The organism is Brevibacterium sp. RIT 803 (assembly GCF_016892625.1).
Lineage (GTDB): Bacteria > Actinomycetota > Actinomycetes > Actinomycetales > Brevibacteriaceae > Brevibacterium.
This window is the reverse complement of record NZ_JAFEMW010000002.1, coordinates 145,883-171,262: the sequence shown is the minus strand read 5'-3', so window position 1 is coordinate 171,262 and position 25,380 is coordinate 145,883. Positions and strand designations below refer to the sequence as shown.

Genomic DNA, 25,380 nt, shown 5'->3' with positions numbered 1-25,380 from the left:
TGCGGTGGGCAGGATGATAGAAATGCAAGCATGAAATCTGCGTGGGCATCCGGTCTGATCGTCATCGGAATCGTTGTCGCAGCATTCAACCTTCGCCCGGGCGTGACCGGCTTGTCGCCGTTGCTGGACGTGATGGGCTCGGAGATCCATCTGAGCGCCGCGTTCCTGGCCATCATCGGGATGTTGCCGCCGCTGCTCTACGGAATCAGCGGCTTCGTCACTCCACGGCTGTACAACCGGTTCTCCGGACTGACGATCTCACTGGCAGTGATGATCATGATCACGGCTGGCCTGGGCCTGCGCGCGATCGTCGACTCTTCTGCACTCTTCCTGGCGCTGAGCGTTCTCGCACTGCTGGGCATGGGCATCGGCAACGTCGTCGTGCCACCGATCGTGAAGTCCTACTTCCCGGACCGTGTCGCACTGATGTCGACAGTGCATGTGGGTCTGCTGCAGCTGGGGACTTTCATCCCACCACTCGTGGCAGTGCCACTGGCATCGAAGCTCGAGTGGCGCGGTTCCCTGCTTGTGTGGGCAGTCTCCGCGGCTGTGGGGATCGCAGTCTGGGCAGTGATCGCTGTGCTCAGGCCTGCACCTCGGTCACAGGTCTCGGCCACGGTCGTCGGCGGCAGCGAACTGCTGCGACTGGTCAAGACCCGCCGAGCCTGGGCACTGATGACGATGACCGGACTGACCTCTTTCAACAATTTCATCCTGTTCACCTGGCTGCCTACCCTGCTGACACGATCGGGCTTCGACCCGGCGTTCGCAGGAGCCATGCTCGCTCTCGTGACGGCCATCCCCCTCGTCCTCGGGTTCGTCCTGCCGCTTCTCGCGCAGAAGATGCGCACAGCTTCGCCGATAGTCGCGGCCTTCTGCGCCTGTCTGGCTGTCGGCTACCTCGGCCTGTGGCTCATGCCTCAGGCGGCACCAGTGTTGTGGACGGTCCTGCTGGGCATCGGAATTTCGACCTTCCCGCTGGCTCTGACCCTGATCACCCTGCGCTCAAGCAGCGCCGAGGCCTCGGCGGCACTGTCCGGGTTCGTTCAGGGAGGCGGGTACCTGATGGCCGCGACCGGGCCCCTGATCTTCGCCTTCCTCATCCAGAGCTTTGATGTGATGTGGCCTGCCTACGCCGTGGTGCTGGCCTCCACAGCGGTGAAGTTCGCAGTCAGCTTCTCCGCCTGTCGTCCCGGCTCGATCTGATCCAGACACCACACGGACTGGGCACCACGTGTACCGGAGTACAACACGGTCCGATGTGAAGGCGAGGACTATGACACCTGATTCGCCGTCGAGAACCGGACCCGAGTAATCTGAACGGGTGACCCCGGAACTTCTGCAGACCGCTCTGGCGCGTGCACTGGCGAGCAGCGCCGCCGCACGAAGAATCGACAGTGACCCTGTACCGGACTCGACCCTGCGCAGGGCGCAGGCACAGTCTCACGGGGACTGGGTCTCGACCATCGCACTGCGCAGTGCCACATCTCTGCACACTGAGCCCAGAACACTGGCAGAGGAGATCGCTTCACGACTGCGCGATCACACCGGAATCACCCGTGTCGACGTCGCCGGGCCCGGGTTCCTCAACATCACAGTGAGTTCCAGCAGCCTCGCCCAGGTCGCCGCCGACATCGTCGGCACAGGCACGGCATTCGGTCCTGATCAGGACACGGCCGCGCGCATCGAAGCCACGGTCGATGGACGCATCGCTTCCAACCCCGAACTGCGGACTCTGCTCCCTGCAGTGGGCAGCGACACGGTTCGCTTCCTGGCCGCACGCAGCATCACGGCCTCATCGCAGGCAGCAGACGTGGGACTGCTGCGCACAGCCCACCCGGACAATCCTGTGTACTTCGTCCAGGTCGCGCACTCCTCGGCCTGTCGCGTCGAACGTCGCGCGGCAGCGGCCGGCATCAGCGCCGACGACTTCGACCCGAGCGTCCTGACCGATGCCACCGAGACCGCGTTGGCTGCAGCCCTGGCAGACTTCATCACCACGATCAACGCCGCCGCCTGCACAGGCGAGCTTCGGCGCATCACCTGTCTCCTCGAAGCCAGCGCACAGCTGTTCTTGGACTGGGCGAAGACATGCCCAGTGACACCGAGCATCGACGAGGACATCACTCGACTCCACGCTTCCCGGCTGGTCCTCGACCGAGCCGCCATCATCGTCCTGGCCACAGGACTTCGACTACTGGGCGTTCGCGCCCCGGAGAGGATGTAATGCCAGCCCATATCGCCGGCACCATGCACGCCACCCCCGCACCCGTGTGGCTGCCCTACCCCGAGGACGTCAACGCCCTCCTGCCCAGCTTGTGGTCGGACAACGTGACGAAGTCCGACTCCGGTGTCCTCACAGTCGCCGGGCACGCAGTCACTGATCTCGCTGAACGCTACGGCACTCCGACCCTCGTCATGGATGTCGCTGACTTCACCGCTCGCGCCGAGAACTACGTCAGCGCGTATTCTGCGGCGTTCTCCACTGACAAGGGACTGTCCGGTGTCGATGTCTTCTATGCGGGCAAGGCATTCCTGTGCACCGCTGTCGCCAGGTGGGTCCACGCGGCGGGCCTTGGCCTCGACACCTGTTCTCTGGGAGAGATGATGGTGGCCCGCGCAGCAGGAGTTCCAGGCGAACGAGTCGGTCTGCACGGCAACAACAAATCTGTGGCCGAGCTCGAATATGCTCTCGACTACGGTGTGGGGCGCATCTTCGTCGACAGCCTCGACGAGATTTCCCTGCTGGAATCGATCGCGGCCGCGAAGGGCACCGTTGCACCTGTGATGCTGCGGGTGACAGTGGGGGTCGAGGCCCACACGCACGATTTCATCGCCACAGCTCATGAGGACCAGAAGTTCGGGCTCTCGGTCTCCGCCGGAACAGCAGCAAGGGCCGCCGAGGCAGTGGCGAACTCACCGCACCTGCGTTTCGATGGTCTGCACTCGCACATCGGCTCACAGATCTTCGACATCTCCGGCTTCCAGGTCGCTGCCGCCCGTGTCCTGGCGCTGCGAGCGGAGATCATGGACGAGCACGGTGTCGATCTGCCCGATGTCGACCTTGGCGGCGGCTTCGGAATCCGCTACACCTCACAGGACACGCCCATCCCGGTGGCCGAGATGGCCCAGGAGCTCGCCGCGGTGGTCGCCAAGGAATGCCGCGGACTGGGCACGAACGTGCCACGGATCTCCATCGAGCCCGGACGCGCGATCGTGTCCCCGTCGATGTTCACCCTCTACCGGGTCGGCACGGTCAAAGAGGTCGACACCGACAACGGTGTGCGCACCTACGTCGCCGTCGACGGGGGGATGAGTGACAACATTCGGACAGCTCTCTACGATGCCGACTATTCGTGTACCTTGGCCAATCGGAACTCCAGTTCCGAACCCGCCATCGTGCGCGTCGTGGGCAAGCACTGCGAATCCGGTGACATCATCGTCCGAGACGAATACATGGGATCCGATGTGTCCTCCGGGGATCTTGTCGCGGTCCCGAGCACCGGTGCCTACTGCCGGTCACTGGCCAACAACTACAACCACCTGCCGAAACCAGGGGTCCTGGCCGTGACAACGGATAAGGTTGAGTGGATTGTGACGCCCGAGGACTACTCTCAGATGTTGCGCAGCGATCCGGGAATGAACGTCGGTGAGCGCGCGTGAGTGCCATTGAAGACAGCGAAAAGGTGAACAAATGCAGGCTTTGAAAGTTGCCATGCTCGGATGTGGAGTCGTCGGCACCGAGGTCGCCGCCCGCATCCAGAACCGGAGCGAGGCTCTGGCCGAACGGATCGGTGCGCCTCTTGAACTGAGCGCAATCGTCGTCCGCGACACCGCGAAGGCGCGTCCGGGGATCGATCCGAGCCTGCTGACGACGGACGCGGAGACTGCCATCGCTGACGCCGACATCGTCATCGAGCTCATGGGCGGGATCGAGCCTGCCAAAACGCTCATCCGATCGGCACTCGACCACGGATCCTCTGTCGTCACAGCAAACAAGGCCCTGCTGGCCGCCAACTACGGTGAGCTCATGTCCGCAGCGGACACCGCAGGAGTCCGTCTCGAACACGAAGCCGCCGTCGCCGGTGCCATTCCCATCATCCGTCCAGTCGGTGATTCGCTGGCCGGGGATCGGATCGACCGGATCATGGGCATCGTCAACGGCACCACCAACTACATCCTCGATCAGATGGACTCCGAGGGCTGGGGCTTCGATGAAGCGCTCACGACCGCGCAGGAGCTGGGATTCGCCGAGGCGGACCCGACCGCTGACGTCGGTGGACACGATGCTGCGGCCAAGGCCGCGATTCTCTCGTCACTGGCCTTCCACGCTCCAGTCACGATCGACGATGTCCACGTCGAAGGCATCGAAGACATCACCCCCGAGATGGTTGCCACGGCTCGGGACCAGGGATTCGTCATCAAACTCCTCGCTGTCTGCGAACGAGTCAGCGAATCGCCTGCCGGGCCGGGACTGTCCGCTCGCGTCTACCCGGCACTGCTGGGACGCCATCACCCTCTTGCGACGGTGCGCGGCGCCTTCAATGCGGTCTTCATCGAGGCCGAGGCCGCTGGTTCGCTCATGTTCTACGGACAGGGCGCCGGCGGCGAACCGACCGCTTCTGCAGTCCTCGGCGATGTGGTCTCCGTGGCCCGCCGCAAGGTTCTCGGCGGTCGTGGACAGTACGAACGTCCTTTCCACAAGGACTCGACGATCCTGCCGATATCGGCGATCACCACCCGATACCACATCACCCTCGACGTCGTCGATCGTCCTGGAGTCCTCGCGGCAGTCTCCGAGGTCTTCTCCGATGAAGGCGCTTCGATCGAACTCATGCGCCAGACCGTGGGAGAAGTCGACGAACAGGGCACTCAGCACGCGAAGCTGGTGCTCGCCACCCACTCGAACACCGACGCGATCCTGCAGGGAACGGTCGACCGCCTCGGCGGCCTTCCCGTGGTTCGCGCCGTCAAATCCGTGATCCGTGTAGAAGGACAGTGAGAATGACCGAATTCCCCAAAAAGCAGTGGCAGGGCGTCGTCGAGGAATACCGCAGCCTGCTCGACATCTCCGAGACCACACCGGCCGTGACTCTGGGTGAGGGCGGAACACCGCTCATCCACGCGGAGAAGCTCAGCGAGCTCACCGGTGCTGACGTATGGGTGAAGTACGAAGGCCTCAACCCGACGGCGTCTTTCAAGGACCGCGGTATGACCATGGCCATCACCAAAGCTGCGGCTCAGGGCGCGAAGGCCGTCATCTGCGCCTCGACCGGCAACACCTCAGCCTCGGCGGCGGCCTACGCCACCAAGGCGGGACTGACCTGCGCCGTGCTGGTGCCCACCGGCAAAATCGCCCCGGGCAAGATGAGCCAGGCCATCGCTCATGGGGCCACGCTGCTCGAAGTTGACGGAAACTTCGACGACTGCCTGACTCTGTGTCGGAAGCTCTCCGAGTCCTACCCGGTTCACCTCGTCAACTCCGTCAACCCTGATCGCATCGAGGGACAGAAGACTGCCTCCTTCGAGGTTGTCGACGTCCTGGGCGACGCCCCCGATATCCACGTGCTGCCTGTGGGCAACGCGGGCAACATCACCGCCTACTGGAAGGGGTACCGCCAGTACCAGGAGATCGGCGTCTCGACCCGCCTGCCGCAGATGTGGGGCTTCCAAGCAGCAGGATCGGCACCGATCGTGCTCGGCCACCCTGTCGACGAACCCGATACGATCGCCACCGCCATCCGAATCGGCAATCCTGCCAGCTGGCAGCAGGCCATCGAGGCGCGTGACTCCTCCGGTGGAGTCATCGACTCGGTCACCGACGATGAGATCCTGCGCGCACACAAGATTCTTTCCCGGGAAGAGGGAATCTTCGTCGAGCCCGGTTCGGCCGCCTCGGTAGCTGGTCTGCTGAAGATGTCCGAAGCGGGCAAGGTCCCTGCCGGCGCACGAATCGCGGTCACCGTGACCGGTCACGGCCTCAAGGACCCCAGCTGGGCACTTCACACAGCCGACGGTTCCGAGATCGAGCCCAAGCGGGTCTCCGTCGACGCCGTCAGCGCGGCACGGGCTCTCGGGCTCGAAGACAGGTGAGCGTGAGGATCCAGATCGAGGTTCCGGCCACCTCGGCGAACCTGGGCCCTGGCTACGATGCGTTCGGCCTAGCACTCGGGATATTCGACACTCTGACGCTGACGATCCACGACGAACCCGTCGATCCCAGCACCTGTGTGAGTGTGACGGGGGAGAGCGCTGAGACTCTGCCGACGGACCGGTCCCACCTCATCATGCGTGTGATCGTCGATGTGCTCCATGCGGAGTATCCGAACGCTCCCGCAGACTTGGGGGAGAGGATCAGCCTGGACTGTGTCAACCGGATACCGCATTCGCGCGGACTCGGATCCTCCGCGGCCGCGATCGTGGGCGCCATTGCGCTGGCGGGCGAGATCGGGGTCTACGCCGGCGGTGACAGACTGAGTCGGCAACGCGTGCTTGAGCTCGCTTCCGAACTCGAGGGCCACCCTGACAACGCGGCTCCTGCCGTGTTCGGGGGACTGACGATCGCCCTGCCGGACCCTGCCCGCTCGTGGCCGGTGCCGTCCAACACCCTCGCCGAGGTGACCGTGCTGGTGCCCGAGGTGCGTTTGGATACGGAGATCGCACGAAGCGTGATCCCCGTATCCGTCGAACATGAAGTCGCCGCAGAGAACTCCGCACGTGCCGCGCTGCTCATCCATGGATTCGTCACCGATGCCTCTGTTCTGCTGGAGGCCACCGACGATCGGCTCCATCAGGAATTCCGACGCGAGGCTTATCCCGACTCGATGGTCATTGTCGACGGCTTGCGCGCCGAGGGCCTGCCCGCAGTGATCTCGGGTGCAGGACCCACCGTCCTCGTCCTTGCGAGCACGGTCCCTGCGGCGCTTCTCCCGCCATCGGTGACCCTCATTCACACCTCGATTGACCTCGGCGGATATCGTGTCACGGAAAAGAATGAGGCACCGGATTCGCGTGATCGGCGTTGAGCACGTAAACTGATGGTGTTCCGTCAGTGATGGGATTCGACGATATGCATCGCGAATCCACTGTCTATTTCACAAATTCTGGAACGTCTCCTGCTCATTCTTAGGCAGGTTATCTTTCACAATGCACCGTCAACGGTGTTTCCGTCGCCGTGAGTAAACGGCTCTTGCCGCACGGCCGAAAGAGGGAGAAGGACCTTCGTGTCTGAAACCACTACTCAAGATTCCACGCCACGCACCGGCAGTCTGACCGCTTTGCGTCTGCCCCAGCTCCAGGAGATGGCGGCGGGACTCGGGATCAAAGGGTACCGTCGACTTCGCAAAGGCGAACTGATCGACGCCATCAACAACCACAATGGCTCACAGGGCGGTTCGGGACAGGCTCAAGCAGCCCCGAAGACCGCACCGGCCGCTTCTGCAGGATCCGCGAAGGAAGCCAAGGAAGACAAGAGCGGTTCCAACGCAGCACCCGATGAAGCCAAGCGTCGTCCGGCTCGTCGCAGCGCAGCTGCGGCATCTGACGATGATGCCGTCGCCGCACAGGGAGCAGCTGCCACAGCGACGTCCGCTGAAGTCTCGACCGTCGCCGATACGCCGGTCGCAGACGATACTTCGTCGGAATCGTCCGGCGAGCCGGACAAGCAGCGTTCGCGTCGCAGCCGTTCACGCTCGCGTGGTGCTGAGCCGCAGAGCGAGGACAACGGACACAGCTCCGATGACTCGGGTGAGCGCTCGGAGCGCAATGACCGCGGCAACGGTCGCAATCGTCAGAACGACGACAACGATCGCAACGGTGAGCGCAGCGACCGCGGAAACGACCGCAACGGTGACCGCAACGATCGCGGGAACGGGCGCAGCCGCCAGAACGACGACAACGACCGCAGCAACGACCGTGGCAATGACCGTAATGATCGCGGCAACAACCGTAATCGTCAGAACGACGACAACGACCGCGGCAATGACCGCAATGATCGCGGCAACAACCGCAACCGTCAGAACGACGACAACGATCGTGGCAACGACCGCAACAATGACCGTCGGGGTCGCAACAACAATGATGACGATGATCGCGGCAACCGTCGCGGACGTGGTCGGGACCGTGACCGCAAACGTCGCGGAGGACGCGGCGGCGACGAGCCCGAGATCCGCAACGATGACGTGCTCATCCCTGTCGGCGGCATCCTCGACGTGCATGACAACTACGCATTCCTGCGTACCTCCGGCTACCTGCCCGGACCCAACGATGTCTACGTCTCGGCTTCGATGGTGCGCAAGAACCAGCTGCGCAAGGGCGATGCCGTCGCCGGTGCCATTCGTCAGCCTCGCGAGAACGACCGCAACAGCAAGCGCGAGAAGTTCGACGCTCTGGTGCGACTGGACTCGGTCAACGGCCTGACCGTCGATGACGCCCGGAGTCGTGTCGAGTTCTCGAAGCTGACACCGCTCTACCCGCAGGAGAGGATGCGTCTTGAGACCACCTCCAAGCAGCATTCGACCCGGCTCATCGACCTTGTGACTCCCATCGGCAAGGGCCAGCGTGGTCTCATCGTGGCACCCCCGAAGGCGGGCAAGACGATGATCATGCAGCAGGTCGCCAATGCGATCACCGAGAACAATCCGGAAGTCCACCTGATGGTCGTCCTCGTCGACGAACGTCCCGAGGAAGTTACGGATATGCAGCGTGCTGTGAAGGGCGAGGTCATTGCTTCGACCTTCGACCGTCCGGCCGATGACCACACGACGATCGCCGAGCTGGCCATCGAGCGCGCTAAGCGTCTCGTTGAAATGGGCTCCGACGTCGTCGTGCTCCTCGACAACATCACGCGTCTCGGCCGTGCCTACAACATTGCACAGCCAGCCTCGGGCCGCATTCTCTCCGGTGGTGTCGACGCGAACGCGCTCTACCCGCCGAAGCGATTCTTCGGCGCTGCCCGCAACATCGAGAACGGCGGCTCGCTGACGATTCTGGCCACAGCCCTCGTCGAGACCGGTTCCAAGATGGACGAGGTCATCTTCGAAGAGTTCAAGGGCACCGGCAACATGGAGCTGCGTCTGTCGCGCCAGCTCGCTGACAAGCGCATCTTCCCGGCTGTGGACGTCAACGCGTCGAGTACCCGTCGTGAAGAGATGCTGATGACCAATGAAGAGATGAAGGTCATGTGGCAGCTTCGGCGCGTACTGTCCGGACTCGAACAGCAGCAGGCTGTCGAGCTCCTGATGTCGAAGCTGAAGGAAACCGGCTCGAACGTCGAATTCCTCATGCAGGTGCAGAAGACGACGCCTCTGCAGAAGTCTTCCACCGACAACAACTGAGATGGCCGACGATGACACCCTCAAAGCCAGCGTCAGCGCACTGCTCGACGAGCATGCACGATTGCAGTCGGAACTCTCCGATCCTGCGGTGCACGCTGACGCTGGCCGCGCCAGGAAGCTGACCAGGCGCTACGCAGAACTCGACAAGGTCGCAGTGACCGCTCGTCGGTTCGCCCAGCTCGAAGACGACGCCGTCGCCGCGGAGGAACTCGCGGACGACGACGCCGAATTCGGTGCTGAAGCCAAACGCCTGCACGAGGAGGCCTCGGTGATCGAGGCCGAGCTCAGAGACCTCTTGGTTCCCAGCGATCCCGACGATGCACGCGATGCGATCATCGAGATCAAAGCTGGTGAGGGTGGTGACGAATCGGCGCTGTTTGCAGGGGATCTCCTGCGCATGTACCAGCGCTGGATCGACTCACGCGGATGGTCCTCGCAGATCTTGGATGCCACGCATTCTGATCTCGGCGGCTACAAAGACGTCACCCTTGCTGTGAAGGCCAAGGACGACGGTGCCTACGGTTGGGTGAAGTTCGAAGGTGGAGTCCACCGGGTCCAACGCGTGCCCGTGACCGAATCCCAAGGACGCATCCATACCTCGGCCGCCGGAGTGCTCGTATTTCCCGAGGTGGACGAGCCTGAGGAAGTCGCACTCGATGACAACGATCTCCGCATCGACGTCTACCGGTCCTCAGGTCCCGGTGGTCAGTCCGTGAACACCACGGACTCCGCTGTGCGCATCACCCACGTGCCCACAGGAATCACCGCCAGCTGTCAGAACGAGAAGTCACAGCTGCAGAACAAGGAAGCAGCGCTGCGCATGCTCCGGGCTCGCATCCTGGCCAAACAGGCAGAGGAAGCCGCGGCCGAGGCTGCGGACATCCGACGGTCCCAGGTTCGCACCGTCGACCGCTCCGAACGCATCCGCACCTACAACTTCCCCGAAAACCGGATCACCGACCATCGGACGGGCTACAAGGCCTACAACCTTGACCAGGTTCTCTCCGGCGACCTCGATCCGGTCATCGGCTCCTGCCGTGAGGCTGACAAAGCAGCTCGACTCGACGCACTGGGGGACTGACCTGATTCCGCGCCCTTCCAGTCCCGAAGAGGACGTGTCGACGGTGCTGCGCGGAGCGGCACAGCTGCTGGCCGATGCCGACGTCGCCAACCCAGACCCGGACTCCGCAGCGCTGCTTGCCCATGCCTGGGGGATCGACGCCTCTGACCTGGCCCGCAGGCGCCTCCTCGGCGATGGTGTCCCCGCCGAAGTCACGGAAGTCTTCGCACAGCTCATCGACCGGCGACGTCAGCGCGTCCCGCTTCAGCACATCATCGGAGTCGCGGCCTTTCGTCACCTCGAACTGCAGGTGGGCCCTGGAGTGTTCGTTCCCCGGCCCGAGACCGAGCTTCTCGTCACCGAGGTCCTCGAAGAGCTGGACAGGCAGGAGAGCGGGTACGAGCCCTTCGTCATCGATCTGTGTTCGGGTTCGGGTGCGATCACGCTGTCCCTGGCAACCGAACATCCGCAGCTGCGCATCATCGGCGTCGAGCGCGAAACCGAGGCCCTGAACTGGTCGCTGAAGAATCTGGCCTCCGTCAGCCTCGGCGACTCCAGTGTCGAGCTGATCAGCGGTGACGCAACGATGTTCGCCGACGATCGACCTGACCTGTGGGGCAGCGCGGATGTCGTCGTGACCAATCCTCCCTATGTACCCGATGAGGCTGTGCCGCGCGATGCCGAGGTGCGCGAACACGATCCGGCAGCCGCTCTCTACGGAGGATCGACGGGCCTGGAGATCCCAGGACTCATCGTGAAGCAGGCGGAGAAGCTGCTGCGTCCGGGGGGCTTCTTCATCATGGAGCATTCCGAGGAACAGGGCCCCGGCGCCTGCGAACTCATCATGTCGACGGCCAGTCTCAGACGAGCCGCCACCTACCCGGACTACACTGGACGCGACCGCTACACGGTGGCTCATCGTGTGTCAGGGGTCGACCTGTGACCATGGACCACCCGGTTCGGGCCACTGACCACCACGATCCGAAACGGAGGATTCGTGTCGAGACGATTCGACGTGACCCAAAGCGACATCCGTGATCTTGTCCTGGACGAATGCGCCAGGGTCAGTGAGACGGGCAATCTGCTCGTCATTCCCACAGACACCGTGTATGGGATCGCCGCAGACGCATTCAGCGCTTCGGCAGTTTCCGCTCTGCTGGCAGCGAAAGGCCGCGGGCGTGACATGCCGCCGCCTGTCCTCGTCCCGCGTGCGGAGACCGTCTTCGGCCTCGTCGACGGTGTCGACGAGAGGATGCTTTCGCTGACCGCCCGGTTCTGGCCCGGACCACTGACGATCATCGCGAATGCACAGCCGTCGTTGGACTGGGATCTCGGCGACACCCATGGCACCGTTGCGGTGCGAATGCCCGACGACGAGTACGCCCTCGCGCTGCTGGGGCGGACGGGGCCACTGGCCGTGTCCAGCGCCAACACCTCCGGAGAACCCGCCGCCACCTCGGTGGATGAGGCGATGGAGATGTTGGGCGACGATGTCGACATCTACGTCGACGGCGGAGTGAGGGCCTCGGGAGCCTCCTCGACGATCATCGACCTCACCAGCGAAGTGCCGCGCATCGTGCGCGAGGGTCCCGTGACCATCGAAGAACTGCGTGAGATCGTCCCCGATGTCATCGGCCTGGACGGCTGAGTGCGCGCCTACCTCTTCATCCTCATCATCTCGGCCCTCGTGGCCTACCTGCTGACCCCGATGGTCAGGCGGGTAGCTGAGCGCGGCCAGATCTTCTCGCCTCTGCGCGAACGCGATGTCCATTCCGTCCCGACGCCGAGGTTGGGTGGGGTAGCGATGTTCGGGGCGGTGATCGTGGGCCTCATCTTCGCCTCCCAGACACCGTTCCTGCAGAGGATCTTCTCGGATATGGGGCCCATCGTCGGCATTGCCGGTGCGGCCACCGTGCTGTGCGTGCTGGGCATCATCGATGACATCTGGGATCTCCATTGGATCACCAAGCTTGCAGGGCAGGCGCTTGCAGCTGGATTCATGGCCATCAACGGCGTGGCACTGCTGTCGATCCCCTTCGGGGGAGTGATCATCGGTTCGCCGCGGATGTCGATCATCATCACCATCCTCGTCGTCCTGGTCACCATCAATGCTGTGAACTTCGTCGATGGGCTCGACGGTCTGGCAGCGGGAGTCGTCGCGATCGGCGGCAGCGCATTCTTCATCTACTCCTACGGTCTGGCCCGGGACGCATCGCCTGAGTCCTATGCGAACCTGGCCTCGCTGATCACCGCAATCCTCGTCGGCGCCTGTGTCGGCTTCCTCCCGCACAACTTCAATCCAGCGCGGATCTTCATGGGCGATTCCGGGTCGATGCTCATCGGTCTCCTGCTGGCCGCATCGACCATCCGCGTCACCGGCCAGGTCGACCCGGCGCTGCTTGGGGAAGAGCGAGTCTTCGCGACCTTCCTGCCCATCGTTCTGCCGGTCGCCGTGATGTTCCTGCCGCTGCTCGACCTGGGGCTGGCAGTCATCCGTCGCCTCGTGGCCGGCCAATCACCGTTCTCCGCCGATGCCAAGCACCTCCATCACAGGATGCTCAGGCTTGGCCACTCTCATGCTCGGGCCGTCCTCATCCTCTATACCTGGACCGCGCTCATCGCCTTCGGGTCCGTCATGCTTCTGCTGATGCCGTGGATCTATGTCGTCTGCATCGTCGGCGGACTGTTCGCCATCACCCTGCTCTTCACCTTCTACCCCCTGCGGGTCCGTCAGAAAGCCAGAGAGGAAATCTCATGACCGATGAGTCACCGCGTCAGGAAACCTACGTCGAAGCAGCATGGGCCAGAGTCTGGAAGTCCATGTTGGTCCGCGGTGTCATCCTCGTCGCTGCTGTCGCTGTGCTCGGAATGGGCATCGGCTACCTGGTTTCCGGGACCGAAGGCTTCAACGGCGGGGCCGTCGGTGGGGGACTGGCCGCCGTGTTCATCATCGTCACTCTGGTCATCATGTATGCGGGGCGCAACATGGGGCTGACAGCGATCGCCGGATTCTTAGGCATCGGCTTCCTCTTCAAGGCGTTCATCTTCATGATCGTCATCTGGCGGATCAAGGACGCGAGCTGGCTGGACGGAAATGTGGCGTTCCTCACTATCGTCGTCGCAGTGATCGGTTCCTCCCTTGTTGAAGCACTGACTGTGGTCAAGGGGCGCGTGCCCTACGTGGATCCCGATGCGAAATAGGTGAAATCGACGATTGCGCCGGGGTCTGCCAGAAGATGTACAGTCAAAGGTGATGAATTTGTCGGCAGCTCTCTACAATTGGTAGAGTTGTTGCGGTGCTGGAGCCAATTGTTGCTCCAAGTCGCTCCTGAACCTATACCTACACAATCAATGTGTGGATCAGGCCAGGCCATTTAGGCTTTTGACCATGGGAGAGTAAAGGAAACGTGGGAACACTCAACGCTGCGAACACAATGATCCAAGCCGCTGAAAGTGGTTTTCACGCCCCATCCATGGCGGAGTTCTTTCCCGCCGCGTTCCTCTTCGAAGGCACTCCCTTTGAGATGAACCGCGTGATGCTCATTCGCGTCCTCGCCACTGTCGCAGTCGTTGTTCTGCTCGCTGTGTGGGCTAAGCGCATGAAGCTGGTACCCAGTCGTTTCCAGTCAGCTATGGAGCTGGCCATGGAATTCGTCACCGTCGGCATCGCCGAAGACACCCTGGGCAAGGAAAAAGCCAAGAAGTTCATGCCACTGATCGTGGCGATCTTCTTCGGCATCCTGTTCTGGAACGTCACGAAGCTCATTCCGTTCCTCAACATGCCAGGCACCGGCGTCATCGGTCTGCCGATCGTCCTCACGCTGACGGTCTACGTCACGTACCATTGGGCCGGCATCTCCGAGAAGGGGTTCGGCCGCTACATCAAGGACTCTCTGATCCTGCCCGGCGTCCCTTGGCCGATGCACATCCTGCTCATCCCCATTGAGTTCCTGACCAAGTTCGTGACTCAGCCGTTCACCTTGGCTATCCGACTCTTTGCCAACATGATGGTCGGTCACCTTCTCCTGGTGCTGTGCTTCTCCGCAACGAGCTTCTTCCTGTTCGATGCAGCCAACGGGTTCCAGTTCTTCTCGATCATCACCTTCGCCGGCGGATTCTTCGTCTTCATCCTCGAGATGCTGATCGTCGTCCTGCAGGCCTACATCTTCGCCCTTCTGTCCTGCGTCTATATCAACGCCGCCATCTCAGACGATCACTGAGGCAGCGCCCCACATTCTGTAACCTCAGACGTTACAAGGGCCGGGCCAACCACCCGGTCGACATATGAAAGGAAAGCATTCAATGGATATGCTCGCTGAAGTCACCGGCAGCCTCAACACCGTCGGTTACGGCCTCGCCGCAATCGGCCCAGGCGTCGGTGTCGGTATTGTCATCGGTAAGACCATCGAGGGAACCGCTCGTCAGCCAGAAATGGCCGGCGCACTGCGCGGAAACATGTTCCTCGGAATTGCGCTGATTGAGGCCCTGGCCCTGATCGGCATCGCCACCCCGTTCTTCCTGCCCTGATCACGAAGAGGACTAAACGATGACTCCGGTACACATTCTTGCTGCGTCTGAGAATCCACTTCTCCCGGCGTGGTACGACATCATCTGGAGTGCCATCTGTCTGCTGATCGTCTTCCTGGTTGTCTGGAAGTACGTCCTCCCGGCCTTCAACAAGACTCTTGATGAGCGTGCAGAGCGCATTCAGGGTGGAATTGAGAAGGCCGAGAAGGTGCAGGCCGAAGCCGATGAGGCTCTGGCCGAGTATCAGAAGCAGCTCGCCGACGGCCGTGCAGAAGCTGCACGACTGCGCGCCGAGGCTCAGGAAGAAGGCGCCCAGATCATCGCCAATATGAAGACCCAGGCTCATGCCGAGTCCGAGCGCATCGTCGCTCAGGCCCAGACGCAGATCGAAGCCGAGCGTCAGTCCGCCATGGTGCAGCTGCGTTCGGAAGTCGGCACTCTGGCCACCGATCTGGCATCGCGCATCGTCGGTGAATCTCTCACTGATGACCAGCGTTCTGCCAACGTGGTCGATCGCTTCATCTCGGATCTCGAGTCGCAGTCTTCGGCACAGCCGGTCAAGGGGGCGTGATGCTCCAGTCGAGCAGATTGTCCCTGCAGGCCGTACTTGAAACCGCCAACGCTGAGATCTCCCGCGGTGACGCGCGTGAAATCGGTGCTGGTGAACTGGCCATCGTTGCCGTTCTCGCTGAGAACGTGACGCTGCGCAAGGCCTTGGCAGACTCGTCCGAGTCGGCTGAGAAGAAGCAGCACCTGCTGCGGACTCTGTTCTCGACACGGACCACTGATACGGCCCTGCGTCTGAGCGAACTGGCCGTGAGCCAGCGCTGGGCGAGGACTCAGGACTTGGTGACCAGCCTTGAGGTTGCCGGAGTGACAGCTGTCGCAGCTGCTGCTCAGGCTTCCGGTCAACTCGGCCAGGTGGAAGAGGAAGTCTTCCGCTTCGCCCGTCTGTGCGAAAGCGAACACGAACTGGCGCGGGCTCTGGAGTCCGATGCATCCGCTTCAACCAAGCGCGCGCTCATCGCAGACTTGCTGGCAGGTAAGGCACAGGCCGACACCATCACACTGATCGAGCAGGCGGTTCTGTACCCACGCGGGCTCCGCGTGGCGAAGGCTCTGGATCAGTACAGCGACATCCTTGCGGCACGACAGCAGCGTTCAGTCGCCGATGTCACCGTCGCCAAACCGTTGAGCGAAGCTCAGACCCAGAAACTCGCGGCCGCTTTGTCCGCCAGCTACGGACGCGACCTCGTGCTCAACGTTCAGGTCGACCCCGAAGTCGTCGGGGGAGTCCGGGTTCAGGTCGGCGATGAGATGATGAGTTCCACAGTGGCTGATCGCCTGGCCGAAGTTCAGCGCAAGCTCGCAAGTTAAATCGAGGGGCCGGCCAGTCCGGCAGCACAGGCGGCCCACCGGTCGTCGGACACAAGTTTTGAGTAAAGGAAGCAGGGAAACCAGATGGCGGAACTGACAATTCGCCCGGAAGAGATCCGGGACGCTCTCGGGAAGTTCGTTGACTCGTACAACCCCGAAAGCTCGGTAAAGTCCGAGGTCGGCAAGGTCGTCACCGCAGGTGACGGAATTGCCCACGTCTCGGGCCTGCCCGGCACCATGGCCAACGAACTCCTCCGGTTCGAAGACGGCACCTTGGGCTTGGCACAGAACCTGGACGAGCGCGAAATCGGCGTCGTCGTCCTCGGAGAGTTCTCCGGGGTCGCGGCTGAACAGAACGTCTACCGCACCGGTGAGGTTCTCTCGATTCCCGTCGGCGACGGATACCTCGGTCGCGTGGTCGATCCTCTGGGTCAGCCAGTCGACGGACTCGGTGAAGTCGAGACTGTCGGACGTCGAGAGCTCGAGCTCCAGGCCGCAGGCGTGATGGATCGCCAGGAGGTTCGCGAACCTCTGCAGACCGGCTACAAGAGCATTGACGCTATGATCCCTGTCGGCCGTGGACAGCGCCAGCTGGTCATCGGTGACCGTAAGACGGGTAAGACCGCCCTTGCGATCGACACGATCATCAACCAGAAAGCCAACTGGGAGACCGGTGACCCGAAGAAGCAGGTTCGCTGCATCTACGTCGCCGTCGGCCAGAAGGGCTCGACCATCGCAGGAGTCCGCCGTTCGCTCGAAGAAGCGGGTGCCCTGGAATACACCACGATCGTGTCCTCTCCTGCTTCCGACCCTGCAGGCTTCAAATACCTCGCCCCTTACTCCGGTTCGGCCATCGGTCAGCACTGGATGTACGAAGGCAAGCACGTCCTCATCGTGTTCGATGACCTCTCGAAGCAGGCCGAGGCCTATCGTGCAGTGTCACTTCTGCTGCGCCGTCCGCCAGGCCGCGAGGCTTTCCCCGGAGACGTGTTCTACCTGCACTCTCGTCTGCTCGAGCGTTGTGCGAAGCTCTCCGATGAGCTCGGCGGCGGCTCGATGACCGGTCTGCCGATCATTGAGACCAAGGCCAACGACGTCGGAGCGTTCATTCCGACCAACGTGATTTCGATCACCGATGGTCAGATCTTCCTGCAGTCGGACCTGTTCAACGCAGGCCAGCGTCCTGCAGTCGACGTGGGCATCTCCGTGTCCCGCGTCGGTGGCGCCGCTCAGACCAAGGCTCTCAAGAGTGTCTCAGGCACATTGAAGATCTCCTTGGCACAGTATCGCTCGCTCGAGGCGTTCGCGATGTTCGCCTCGGACCTCGACGAGACGACCAAGCGCGACCTGGCTCGCGGTGCACGACTGACCGAGCTGCTCAAGCAGTCTCAGTTCTCGCCGATGCCCTTCGAGAAGCAGACCGTGTCGATCTTCGCAGGTACACACGGCTATCTTGACGAGATTCCTGTTTCGGACGTGCTCAAGTTCGAAACAGAGCTCCATGATCACGTCGAGCGCAAGACCGGCATCTTCACGACAATTCGTGAGACGCTCAAGCTCGATGATGACACGTCGGCAGAGCTGGACAACGTCTTGACGGAGTTCACCCGGAACTTCGTCAGCTCCGACTCCAGCGGATCAAAGGCAGGCAGCGAAGACACTGCCACCGCCTCGTCCGATGAGGTCGAGCAGGAGCAGATCGTTCGGCAGAAGCGTTGAATCTGATCCGTAACAGCGAAAGGAAGAACTGATGGGAGCCCAGCAGAGGGTCTTCAAGCAGAAGATCCGCTCCACCTCGTCCTTGAGGAAGATCTTCAAGGCCATGGAGCTCATCGCTGCTTCACGGATTCAGAAGGCCATTGCTCGATCGCAGTCTGCCAGCCCATACGCCAACGCCCTGACCCGTGCGGTCTCAGCGGTGGCGAGTGAGTCCAACGTCGACCACGTGTTGACGACGGAACCTGAGTCGGTCACTCGTGCAGCAGTGCTGGTGATCGGTCCGGACCGTGGATTCGCTGGCGCTTACTCGGCGAACCTGCTGCGCGAGGCTGAAGAGCTCAATCGCCTACTGCGCAGCGAAGGCAAGGATGTATCGCTCTTCACTGTCGGAGGGAAGGCCAAGAACTACTACACCTTCCGCGACCGTGCGATCGAACAGTCCTGGACCGGGATCTCTGAGATGCCGACTCCTGAGAACGCTCGGGAGATCGGTGAGGCCCTGTTGCAGAGCTTCAATTCCGATTCCGCGCAGACCGGTGTGGATGAGATCTACATCGTGTTCACGAAGTTCGTCTCCAGTGTCAAGCACGATCCGGAATACCGGCGACTGCTTCCGCTTGAGGTCGTCGACGCGGACGAGGTCGCCACCGGCGGTACGTCCGAACCGGCGAAGGACGCAGCTGCGTTCCCTCTGTATGAGTTCGAACCCAGTGCCGAGGCCGTCTTGGACTCGTTGCTGCCTCGCTACATCGACTCGCGGATTCTGTCGGCGTTGTTGAGCGCCTCTGCATCTGAGCAGGCTTCGCGACAGGCTGCGATGAAGACTGCGACCGATAACGCGGACGATCTGATCAAGACCTACACCCGGTTGGCCAATACGGCTCGCCAGGCGGAAATCACCCAGGAACTCACCGAGATCGTCGGTGGGGCCGATGCCCTCGCGGCATCATCAGCCGGCGACTGACCGGCGAGAGCAGAGAAGAAAGAGACCATGACTGCCACAGCTACGGATACCTCCCCGGCGCAGGGCACAGCCCTCGGCCGGATTTCCCGAGTCATTGGCCCGGTTGTCGACATCGAGTTTCCGCTCGACTCCGTGCCAGCGATCTACAACTCCCTTTCCACCTCGGTGGAACTCTCCGAAGGCACGCGCAAGCTGACCTTCGAGACTGCACTGCACCTGGGCAACGGCCTGGTGCGTGCCGTCTCCCTGCAGCCCACCGACGGCTTGGTTCGCGGCCAGGAGGTCGTCGACTCCGGCGCTCCCATCACCGTGCCGGTCGGCGACGTGACCAAGAACCACGTGTGGAACACCACCGGTGACTGCCTCAATCTCGAAGAGGGCGAGAAACTCGAGATCAGCGAACGCTGGCCCATCCACAGGACAGCGCCTGCCTTCGACGAACTCGAGTCGAAGACCGAGATGCTCGAAGTCGGCATCAAGAGCATCGACCTCCTCACCCCGTATGTCCAGGGTGGAAAGATCGGCCTCTTCGGTGGTGCGGGCGTCGGTAAGACCGTCCTCATCCAGGAGATGATCTTCCGCATCGCTCACAACCACAACGGCACCTCGGTGTTCGCCGGTGTGGGTGAGCGCACCCGTGAGGGCAACGACCTCATCATGGAGATGGACGAGGCCGGCGTGTTCAAGGACACGGCCTTGGTCTTCGGCCAGATGGACGAGCCACCAGGCACCCGTCTGCGCGTCGCACTGTCGGCACTGACCATGGCGGAGTACTTCCGCGATGTCCAGAACCAGGACGTGCTGCTGTTCATCGACAACATCTTCCGTTTCACCCAGGCCGGCTCCGAGGTTTCTACCCTTCTGGGTCGCATGCCTTCGGCCGTGGGCTACCAGCCCAACCTGGCGGATGAGATGGGTGTTCTCCAGGAGCGCATCACCTCGACGCGTGGTCACTCGATCACGTCGATGCAGGCGATCTACGTTCCCGCCGATGACTACACTGACCCGGCCCCGGCCACGACGTTCGCACACCTGGACGCGACGACCGAGCTCAACCGTGACATCGCCTCGCGCGGTCTGTACCCGGCCATCGATCCCCTGACCTCAACATCGCGTATCCTCGATCCGCTGATCGTCGGCGACGAGCACTACCGTGTCGCCAACGAGGTCAAGGCCATTCTGCAGAAGAACAAGGAACTGCAGGACATCATCGCCATCCTCGGCGTCGATGAGCTCGGTGAAGAGGACAAACTCGTCGTCCACCGTGCTCGTCGCATCGAGCAGTTCCTGTCGCAGAACACCTACACCGCTGAGAAGTTCACGCAGGTGCCCGGCTCGACAGTTCCGCTTGCTGACACCATCGAAGGGTTCTCGAAGCTCTGCGCCGGCGAGGTTGACCACATCCCCGAACAGGCGTTCTACAACGTAGGTGGGCTTGACGATGTCATGCGCAACTACGAAGAGATGCAGAAGTAAGCCATGGCTGCACTCGATGTGAACGTCGTAGCAGCCGACCAGAAGGTATGGGCTGGTGAGGCCAAGCGCGTCATCGCCCGTACTCTGGACGGCGAGATCGGAATCCTGCCGGGCCACGAGCCCGTTCTTGGTGTGGTTGCCGATGGTGAAGCACGTATTCTCACGACCTCTGAGGAGACCATCCGGGTCAAGGCCGATGGCGGATTCCTCTCGGTCGAGAATAATCGTGTCATCATTGCCGCTGATCAGGCCGAACTTCTCTGATCCGTCAATTAAACTGGCAACCGTGAACCCTTCCGTCCTTCTGATCGTTCTGCTCTCGTTAGTAGGACTCGCCCTGGCATTGATCGTCGTCGTGACGATTCGACGCAGGTCGATTTCGAAGCTCTCCGGTGCTTTTGACTGTTCCATCAACGTGGGCGAGGAATCCTCTTCTCGCCCACGTTGGCGTTTGGGTGTAGCAGTGTTCTCAGTGGCATCACTGGACTGGTATCCCGTATTCGCGCTGACTCGACGCGCCGCGGTTCGTCTCCCGCGTGCCGACCTCGATATTCTCGTCCGTCGCAAACCCACGTCCGGTGAACAGTACTCGGTGCTGCCCGATGCGGTGGTGGTGGACTGCTCCTACGGGAAGGCCGACGGCCGACCCCGTTCCGTATCTCTGGCCATGGATACGGAATCGCTGTCTACGATGGCCTCCTGGCTGGAATCATCGCCCCCAGGCTTCAACCCGACGATGGGAAGGTTCACCTGATGGATGTCTTTCGCTTGACCGGTCCGAGTCGACTGCGCGGCGAGGTCGATATCAGGGGAGCCAAGAACAGCGTCCTCAAACTCATGGCGGCCAGTCTGTTGGCTGTTGGCCGAACGACGATCACCAATGTGCCGGCGATCCTTGACGTGCGGATTATGGTTCAGCTCCTCATTCGGCTTGGCTGCGACGTCGATTACGATGCCGAACGGGGCATCGTCAGCATCGATGTTCCCGCCGAGGTCGGCATCCAGGCGGACTATGAGCTCGTGCGGGCGATGCGCGCCTCGATCTCGGTCCTCGGCCCGCTGACCGCACGGATGCGTGCAGCACATGTTGCCCTTCCCGGCGGAGACGCGATCGGCTCCCGGGGCCTGGACATGCATCAGGCAGGTCTCGAAGCTCTCGGTGCAACGGTGCATCTTGATCACGGCTATTTCGTCGCGGAGGCACCCAGCGGTCTTCATGGAACGGACATCGTTCTCGAATTCCCCTCGGTCGGTGCGACGGAGAACCTGGTCATGGCAGCAACGTTGGCCCATGGCGTGACCACGATCTCGAATGCGGCCAAGGAGCCGGAGATCGTCGACATCTGCACAATGCTCGTCGATATGGGCGCCCAGATCAGTGGGATCGGCACGGCCGACCTCACGATCACAGGTGTCGGCGAACTCCATCCGGTTGACCACCGTACGGTGGGCGACCGGATCGTCGCTGGAACTTACGCCTTCGGCGCTGCTCTCTCCAACGGTGATGTGACCGTCAAAGGCGTCGGGCTCGAGCTGATGCCCAATATCGCTATCAAACTTCGCGACTCGGGCGCGACCGTCGATGACCTCGGCGAAATCGAGCTCGGCGATGGCACGCGTGGGAATGGGTTCCGAGTCATCGGTGCCGAGCGGCCGCATGCGATCCGCGTCGCGACTATGCCGTTTCCCGGCTTCCCCACAGATCTGCAGCCGTTCGTGATCGCACTGAATTCAGTCTCAGACGGTGTCGGACTGCTGTCGGAGAACCTTTTCGAAGCTCGTTGGAGGTTCGTCCAGGAGATCGCGCGACTCGGCGCTAAGGTTCGAGTCGATGGCAATCACGCTCTGATCTCCGGCGTCAACAGCCTGTCGGGCGCCGAGGTGGAAGCGTCAGATATCCGCGCCGGTGCCGGCCTGGTGATGGCGGGCCTGCGGGCTGCAGGAATCACAGAGGTCTCCGGCATCGATCACATCGAACGTGGCTATGAGAACTTCGTATCGAACCTGCGCAGTCTAGATGCCAACATCGAACGAGTTGAAAAAGCCGATATCCTCAGCTTCGAATAGGACTCAGAACAGACGCGAGTCAGGGTCGTCCATGCCGCGCAGCGCATCGTAGTCTAAGACGACGCAGCGGATGCCGCGATCCTCGGCCAAGGTCCGAGCTTGGGGCTTGATCTCCTGAGCGGCGAAGACTCCCTGGACCGGCGTGAGCAGCGGGTCACGGTTCATCAGTTCCAGATACCTGGTCAGCTGCTCCACACCGTCGATATCGCCACGTCGTTTGATCTCCACGGCAACGGAGTTGTGGCCGTGGTCGCGGGCGAGAATATCGACTGGCCCGATAGCCGTCATGTATTCGCGCCTGACCAGGCTGAAGCCGTCTCCGAGAGTCTCTATATGTTCGGCCAGCAGTTCCTGCAGGTGGGCTTCTACACCGTCCTTGACCAGACCAGGATCGGTTCCGAACTCATGCTGGTCATCGGCGATCACCTCGGCGATGGAGATGACGAGCTTGTCACCCGTCTTGGCCTGGGAGACCGTCCAGATTTCGGCCAGGCCGGCCTCCTCCTGTTCCTGGCTCGGATCAGTGATTCTGATCGAGCACGGGGGAGTCATCCAGTTCAAGGGCTTGTACGATCCGCCGTCCGAATGGATGAGGATCGAGCCGTCGGCTTTGAGCATGATGAGACGGGTGGCCATGGGCAGATGGGCGGTCAGACGACCGGCATAATCAACGGAGCACTTAGCAATGACGAGACGCACGCGCTTTACCCTACGTGAGAGAATGGTCAGATGCCACGATCTACCTCCTCGCGTCGCAAAAACAAATGGCAGCAGTCCCCGCGTGAGCTCTCCGACTCCGTGAGTGGACTGCGCACGAGTCGAGATCTGCCCGACGGGACATGGTCGGTGCAGAACGTTGCCGGCAATTCTCAGGGCAAGGTCTACATCTGCCCGGGGTGCGGACAGGACGTGGCGTCGTCGACGGCACATATCGTTGCCTGGCGACAGACCGCGCGACACGGCACGGAGGTGGGAGTGGATTCCCGTCGCCACTGGCACACGAGGTGCTTTCAGAAGTTCAGGTGAGCGTGCTGGTCACCGGCCGGTCGCAAGCGGGCCGGGAATCGAGACCCGAAAAAAAGGGGCCAGTTCCTTGTGAACTGACCCCTTCTCATTGGTGTGGCTGTGTGATGGTGAAGACCTCAGCGCAGCGAATTCCCGGAACGCGACGCTTTGTTGGTCGTGCTCTGCGACCCCGAAACCTGAGCATCGATGGCTATCGTGTCAGCATCGGTGGCTCCATTCGGCAGGTCGGAGTCCTCGGCTTCATCGGAATCAGCTGTCGCGGCAGGCTTTTCGGCCTCCAGCTGAGCCTCAGGCTCGGTCGCGTCAGTAGGCACGGTCTCACCCGGTGTCTCCGCAGTGTCCGTGGAGTCCGGCGACGCAGTTGTGCCGGTTGGGACGTCAGCGCTCTTTGCGCCGGCATCCGCGTCGTCAGCAGCGACGTCATCAGCCTTGTCTGTCTCCTCCGGATCCTCTGCCAGAAGGTCGGCGAGTTCCTGCTCATCGGCGATCTGCTCGGTGGCATGGGACGCGGACTCAGCCTTGGCGGGGTCGACGGAATCGCCGCCCATCACACCGGGCATAGCGAACAGGGAACGAAGCTGATCGAGCTGCGCTGTGATCGTCTTGCGCTGCTTGGTCAGCAGGTCAACCTGGGACTGAGCTGATGCCACGTTGCGCTTGGCTTCGGCTGCGGACTCCTCAATGGTGGCCTCGGCCGTTGCCCGGGCTTCACCGATGAGGGTCTGGGCGCGAGTCTTACCGTCGGCAATGATGTCGTCAGCCTTCTTCACCGCATCCGAGCGGGTTGTCTCCGCTCTCTCGGCGGCTTCCTTGGCCTCTGCATCTGCCTTCGCCGCACGCGCCTGAGCCTCGTCGATGAGTTTCTTATTCTCTATCTGAGCTGCGTCGTAGCGCTTCTTACGATCGGCCTCGGCTGCCTGGCGCTTGCCAGCCAACTCGACCTCCAGTTCGTCAGAAGCCTTGGTCGATGCCGCGTCCCGAGCCTTCGCAGCGGCGAGGAGTTCGTCAGCTTGCGCCTGAGCAGTGCTGATCGACTCATCTGCCTGGCTCTTGGCTTCGGCCCGCAGGTCGGCAGCTTCCTTCTCAGACGTGGCCCTGAGGCCAGCGAGCTCATGTTCGAGGCTTTCGCGGGCTTCCTTCGTGGCTGCCTCATTTGCCTCTTTGGCCTGGTTGTATTCGCGTTCTGCCGTCGCCTTGAGCTCTGCAGCACGCTTCTCGGCAGCTTTTACAGTCTCGTCGGCGCGCAGCTCGGCCGAACTGATGATGGCATCGGCCTCGGAACGGGCATTGGACAGAGTGTCGTTGCTCTCTGTGTGCATGCGGGCACGAGCTGAAGCGGCTTCGGCTCGTGCCTTGTTGCGAATCGTCTCTGCGTCGGAGTTTGCCTGTGAGAGAGTCTCGCGTGCCTGGGATTCAGCGATCTTGAGCAGATGGTCGATGCGGCTTCCGGGAGGGCCTGAAGCCTCGGCGCTGTCATTGGCTGCCTTTTTCAGCTGAGCCTTCGCTTCGGAGAGTTCTCCGGCGATCTGAAGTTTCGCGCGATCAGCGTTGATGACCTGACTTCGGGCATCGGAAAGGGCCTTACGAACGGACTCGACCTCGGTTCGCAGCTGCTGCAGGCGAGAATCAACTTCACTTTTTTCGTAGCCGCGCATCGCTGTGCGGAATTCTTCGGTGGGCGTCACTGAAGTGGACTCCTGTCGTGTCAAGGTATGTGGTCAAATCGTCCAACCACTACTCTAACGGACTCACCATGAGTGTTGGGTGCGAATTCCCAAGTGTGGACATCTCCTGGCACCACGAGACACAACCCCCGTGACCGAGGCCAC

25 protein-coding genes are annotated in these 25,380 nt (G+C 62.0%); 23 read left to right on the top strand and 2 right to left on the bottom strand.

Translation table 11 applies throughout. The features are described from left to right. Nucleotides 1–30: 30 nt before the first annotated feature. The 22 genes from JTF07_RS08080 to murA all read left to right on the top strand — a co-directional run bounded on the left by JTF07_RS08080 (nt 31) and on the right by murA (nt 22,525). Entirely contained in the window at nt 31–1,206 is a 1,176-nt protein-coding gene (locus JTF07_RS08080) for an MFS transporter (protein ID WP_204233767.1), read from the top strand. A 118-nt stretch (nt 1,207–1,324) separates the two neighbouring features. Further along, nucleotides 1,325–2,227: a DALR anticodon-binding domain-containing protein gene (locus JTF07_RS08075; protein WP_204233766.1), complete on the top strand. Its 903-nt coding sequence runs from the start codon at nt 1,325–1,327 to the stop codon at nt 2,225–2,227. Further along, a complete protein-coding gene (gene lysA, locus JTF07_RS08070) occupies nt 2,227–3,663 on the top strand; it encodes a diaminopimelate decarboxylase (RefSeq protein ID WP_204233765.1) in 1,437 nt (478 codons plus the stop codon). Before JTF07_RS08075 ends, lysA begins: the two co-directional genes overlap by 1 nt. Nucleotides 3,664–3,694: 31 nt before the next feature. After that, nucleotides 3,695–5,002, top strand: coding sequence for a homoserine dehydrogenase (locus JTF07_RS08065; protein ID WP_204233764.1), 1,308 nt, complete (start codon nt 3,695–3,697; stop codon nt 5,000–5,002). Between the two features lie 2 nt (nt 5,003–5,004). Next, entirely contained in the window at nt 5,005–6,093 is a 1,089-nt protein-coding gene (gene thrC / locus JTF07_RS08060) for a threonine synthase (protein WP_204233763.1), read from the top strand. A 2-nt stretch (nt 6,094–6,095) separates the two neighbouring features. Beyond that, nucleotides 6,096–7,025, top strand: a complete 930-nt coding sequence (thrB, locus tag JTF07_RS08055) for a homoserine kinase (RefSeq protein ID WP_204233762.1) — start codon at nt 6,096–6,098, stop codon at nt 7,023–7,025. Nucleotides 7,026–7,223: 198 nt separating this feature from the next. Beyond that, on the top strand, nt 7,224–9,335 hold the full coding sequence (gene rho, locus JTF07_RS08050; protein ID WP_204233761.1) for a transcription termination factor Rho: 2,112 nt from the start codon (nt 7,224–7,226) through the stop codon (nt 9,333–9,335). Nucleotide 9,336: 1 nt separating this feature from the next. Further along, the gene (gene prfA / locus JTF07_RS08045; RefSeq protein ID WP_204233760.1) at nt 9,337–10,416 is read left to right on the top strand and encodes a peptide chain release factor 1; all 1,080 of its coding nucleotides are present in this window, start codon (nt 9,337–9,339) and stop codon (nt 10,414–10,416) included. Continuing rightward, nucleotides 10,373–11,338 (top strand): peptide chain release factor N(5)-glutamine methyltransferase, encoded by a 966-nt coding sequence (gene prmC / locus JTF07_RS08040; RefSeq protein WP_353843914.1) that lies wholly within the window; start codon nt 10,373–10,375, stop codon nt 11,336–11,338. The genes prfA and prmC overlap by 44 nt, the downstream gene beginning before the upstream one ends. Nucleotides 11,339–11,392: 54 nt before the next feature. Then, on the top strand, nt 11,393–12,043 hold the full coding sequence (locus JTF07_RS08035) for an L-threonylcarbamoyladenylate synthase (RefSeq protein ID WP_204233759.1): 651 nt from the start codon (nt 11,393–11,395) through the stop codon (nt 12,041–12,043). Beyond that, complete coding sequence (locus JTF07_RS08030; protein WP_204233758.1) at nt 12,044–13,153, top strand: MraY family glycosyltransferase; 1,110 nt, start codon at nt 12,044–12,046, stop codon at nt 13,151–13,153. Next, entirely contained in the window at nt 13,150–13,596 is a 447-nt protein-coding gene (locus JTF07_RS08025) for a Cg1360 family ATP-synthase-associated protein (protein ID WP_204233757.1), read from the top strand. Before JTF07_RS08030 ends, JTF07_RS08025 begins: the two co-directional genes overlap by 4 nt. A gap of 206 nt (nt 13,597–13,802) precedes the next feature. Further along, on the top strand, nt 13,803–14,615 hold the full coding sequence (atpB, locus tag JTF07_RS08020; protein ID WP_353843913.1) for a F0F1 ATP synthase subunit A: 813 nt from the start codon (nt 13,803–13,805) through the stop codon (nt 14,613–14,615). Between the two features lie 82 nt (nt 14,616–14,697). Further along, a complete protein-coding gene (gene atpE / locus JTF07_RS08015; protein ID WP_009884049.1) occupies nt 14,698–14,922 on the top strand; it encodes a F0F1 ATP synthase subunit C in 225 nt (74 codons plus the stop codon). A 19-nt stretch (nt 14,923–14,941) separates the two neighbouring features. Then, the gene (locus tag JTF07_RS08010) at nt 14,942–15,493 is read left to right on the top strand and encodes a F0F1 ATP synthase subunit B (protein WP_143923304.1); all 552 of its coding nucleotides are present in this window, start codon (nt 14,942–14,944) and stop codon (nt 15,491–15,493) included. Beyond that, nucleotides 15,493–16,299: a F0F1 ATP synthase subunit delta gene (locus JTF07_RS08005; protein ID WP_204233756.1), complete on the top strand. Its 807-nt coding sequence runs from the start codon at nt 15,493–15,495 to the stop codon at nt 16,297–16,299. Before JTF07_RS08010 ends, JTF07_RS08005 begins: the two co-directional genes overlap by 1 nt. Nucleotides 16,300–16,383: 84 nt before the next feature. After that, nucleotides 16,384–18,018, top strand: coding sequence for a F0F1 ATP synthase subunit alpha (atpA, locus tag JTF07_RS08000; RefSeq protein ID WP_204233755.1), 1,635 nt, complete (start codon nt 16,384–16,386; stop codon nt 18,016–18,018). A 31-nt stretch (nt 18,019–18,049) separates the two neighbouring features. Next, nucleotides 18,050–18,982 carry a F0F1 ATP synthase subunit gamma gene (locus JTF07_RS07995; protein WP_204233754.1) on the top strand — a complete coding sequence of 311 codons (933 nt, stop codon included), beginning with the start codon at nt 18,050–18,052 and terminating at the stop codon, nt 18,980–18,982. A 27-nt stretch (nt 18,983–19,009) separates the two neighbouring features. Then, nucleotides 19,010–20,458: a F0F1 ATP synthase subunit beta gene (gene atpD, locus JTF07_RS07990; protein WP_204233753.1), complete on the top strand. Its 1,449-nt coding sequence runs from the start codon at nt 19,010–19,012 to the stop codon at nt 20,456–20,458. A 3-nt stretch (nt 20,459–20,461) separates the two neighbouring features. Further along, nucleotides 20,462–20,722 carry a F0F1 ATP synthase subunit epsilon gene (locus tag JTF07_RS07985; RefSeq protein WP_204233752.1) on the top strand — a complete coding sequence of 87 codons (261 nt, stop codon included), beginning with the start codon at nt 20,462–20,464 and terminating at the stop codon, nt 20,720–20,722. A gap of 22 nt (nt 20,723–20,744) precedes the next feature. After that, on the top strand, nt 20,745–21,212 hold the full coding sequence (locus tag JTF07_RS07980; RefSeq protein WP_009884056.1) for a DUF2550 domain-containing protein: 468 nt from the start codon (nt 20,745–20,747) through the stop codon (nt 21,210–21,212). Then, nucleotides 21,212–22,525 carry a UDP-N-acetylglucosamine 1-carboxyvinyltransferase gene (murA, locus tag JTF07_RS07975; protein ID WP_204233751.1) on the top strand — a complete coding sequence of 438 codons (1,314 nt, stop codon included), beginning with the start codon at nt 21,212–21,214 and terminating at the stop codon, nt 22,523–22,525. Before JTF07_RS07980 ends, murA begins: the two co-directional genes overlap by 1 nt. A 3-nt stretch (nt 22,526–22,528) precedes the next feature. Here the strand turns inward: murA and nucS are convergent, their stop codons facing one another. Then, a complete protein-coding gene (gene nucS, locus JTF07_RS07970; protein ID WP_204233750.1) occupies nt 22,529–23,224 on the bottom strand; it encodes an endonuclease NucS in 696 nt (231 codons plus the stop codon). 30 nt (nt 23,225–23,254) lie between these two features. Here nucS and JTF07_RS07965 point away from each other — a divergent pair, with 30 nt between their 5' ends. After that, the gene (locus JTF07_RS07965) at nt 23,255–23,551 is read left to right on the top strand and encodes an Rv1322 family protein (RefSeq protein ID WP_252199700.1); all 297 of its coding nucleotides are present in this window, start codon (nt 23,255–23,257) and stop codon (nt 23,549–23,551) included. 116 nt (nt 23,552–23,667) lie between these two features. On the opposite strand, the gene JTF07_RS07960 is transcribed toward JTF07_RS07965, so the two are convergent. Next, the gene (locus JTF07_RS07960) at nt 23,668–25,236 is read right to left on the bottom strand and encodes a cell division protein (RefSeq protein WP_204233749.1); all 1,569 of its coding nucleotides are present in this window, start codon (nt 25,234–25,236) and stop codon (nt 23,668–23,670) included. Between the last annotated feature and the right edge of the window lie 144 nt (nt 25,237–25,380).

Excerpts from the sequence above, each read along its gene's own strand:
- JTF07_RS08025 (WP_204233757.1), top strand. The coding sequence starts at position 13,150 with ATGACCGATGAGTCACCGCGTCAGGAAACCTACGTCGAAGCAGCATGG.
- lysA (WP_204233765.1), top strand. The coding sequence starts at position 2,227 with ATGCCAGCCCATATCGCCGGCACCATGCACGCCACCCCCGCACCCGTG.
- JTF07_RS08010 (WP_143923304.1), top strand. The coding sequence starts at position 14,942 with ATGACTCCGGTACACATTCTTGCTGCGTCTGAGAATCCACTTCTCCCG.
- JTF07_RS08005 (WP_204233756.1), top strand. The coding sequence starts at position 15,493 with ATGCTCCAGTCGAGCAGATTGTCCCTGCAGGCCGTACTTGAAACCGCC.
- atpA (WP_204233755.1), top strand. The coding sequence starts at position 16,384 with ATGGCGGAACTGACAATTCGCCCGGAAGAGATCCGGGACGCTCTCGGG.
- atpE (WP_009884049.1), top strand. The coding sequence starts at position 14,698 with ATGGATATGCTCGCTGAAGTCACCGGCAGCCTCAACACCGTCGGTTAC.
- JTF07_RS08080 (WP_204233767.1), top strand. The coding sequence starts at position 31 with ATGAAATCTGCGTGGGCATCCGGTCTGATCGTCATCGGAATCGTTGTC.
- JTF07_RS07985 (WP_204233752.1), top strand. The coding sequence starts at position 20,462 with ATGGCTGCACTCGATGTGAACGTCGTAGCAGCCGACCAGAAGGTATGG.
- JTF07_RS07965 (WP_252199700.1), top strand. The coding sequence starts at position 23,255 with ATGCCACGATCTACCTCCTCGCGTCGCAAAAACAAATGGCAGCAGTCC.
- JTF07_RS08065 (WP_204233764.1), top strand. The coding sequence starts at position 3,695 with ATGCAGGCTTTGAAAGTTGCCATGCTCGGATGTGGAGTCGTCGGCACC.
- atpD (WP_204233753.1), top strand. The coding sequence starts at position 19,010 with ATGACTGCCACAGCTACGGATACCTCCCCGGCGCAGGGCACAGCCCTC.
- murA (WP_204233751.1), top strand. The coding sequence starts at position 21,212 with ATGGATGTCTTTCGCTTGACCGGTCCGAGTCGACTGCGCGGCGAGGTC.
- JTF07_RS07995 (WP_204233754.1), top strand. The coding sequence starts at position 18,050 with ATGGGAGCCCAGCAGAGGGTCTTCAAGCAGAAGATCCGCTCCACCTCG.
- thrC (WP_204233763.1), top strand. The coding sequence starts at position 5,005 with ATGACCGAATTCCCCAAAAAGCAGTGGCAGGGCGTCGTCGAGGAATAC.
- prfA (WP_204233760.1), top strand. The coding sequence starts at position 9,337 with ATGGCCGACGATGACACCCTCAAAGCCAGCGTCAGCGCACTGCTCGAC.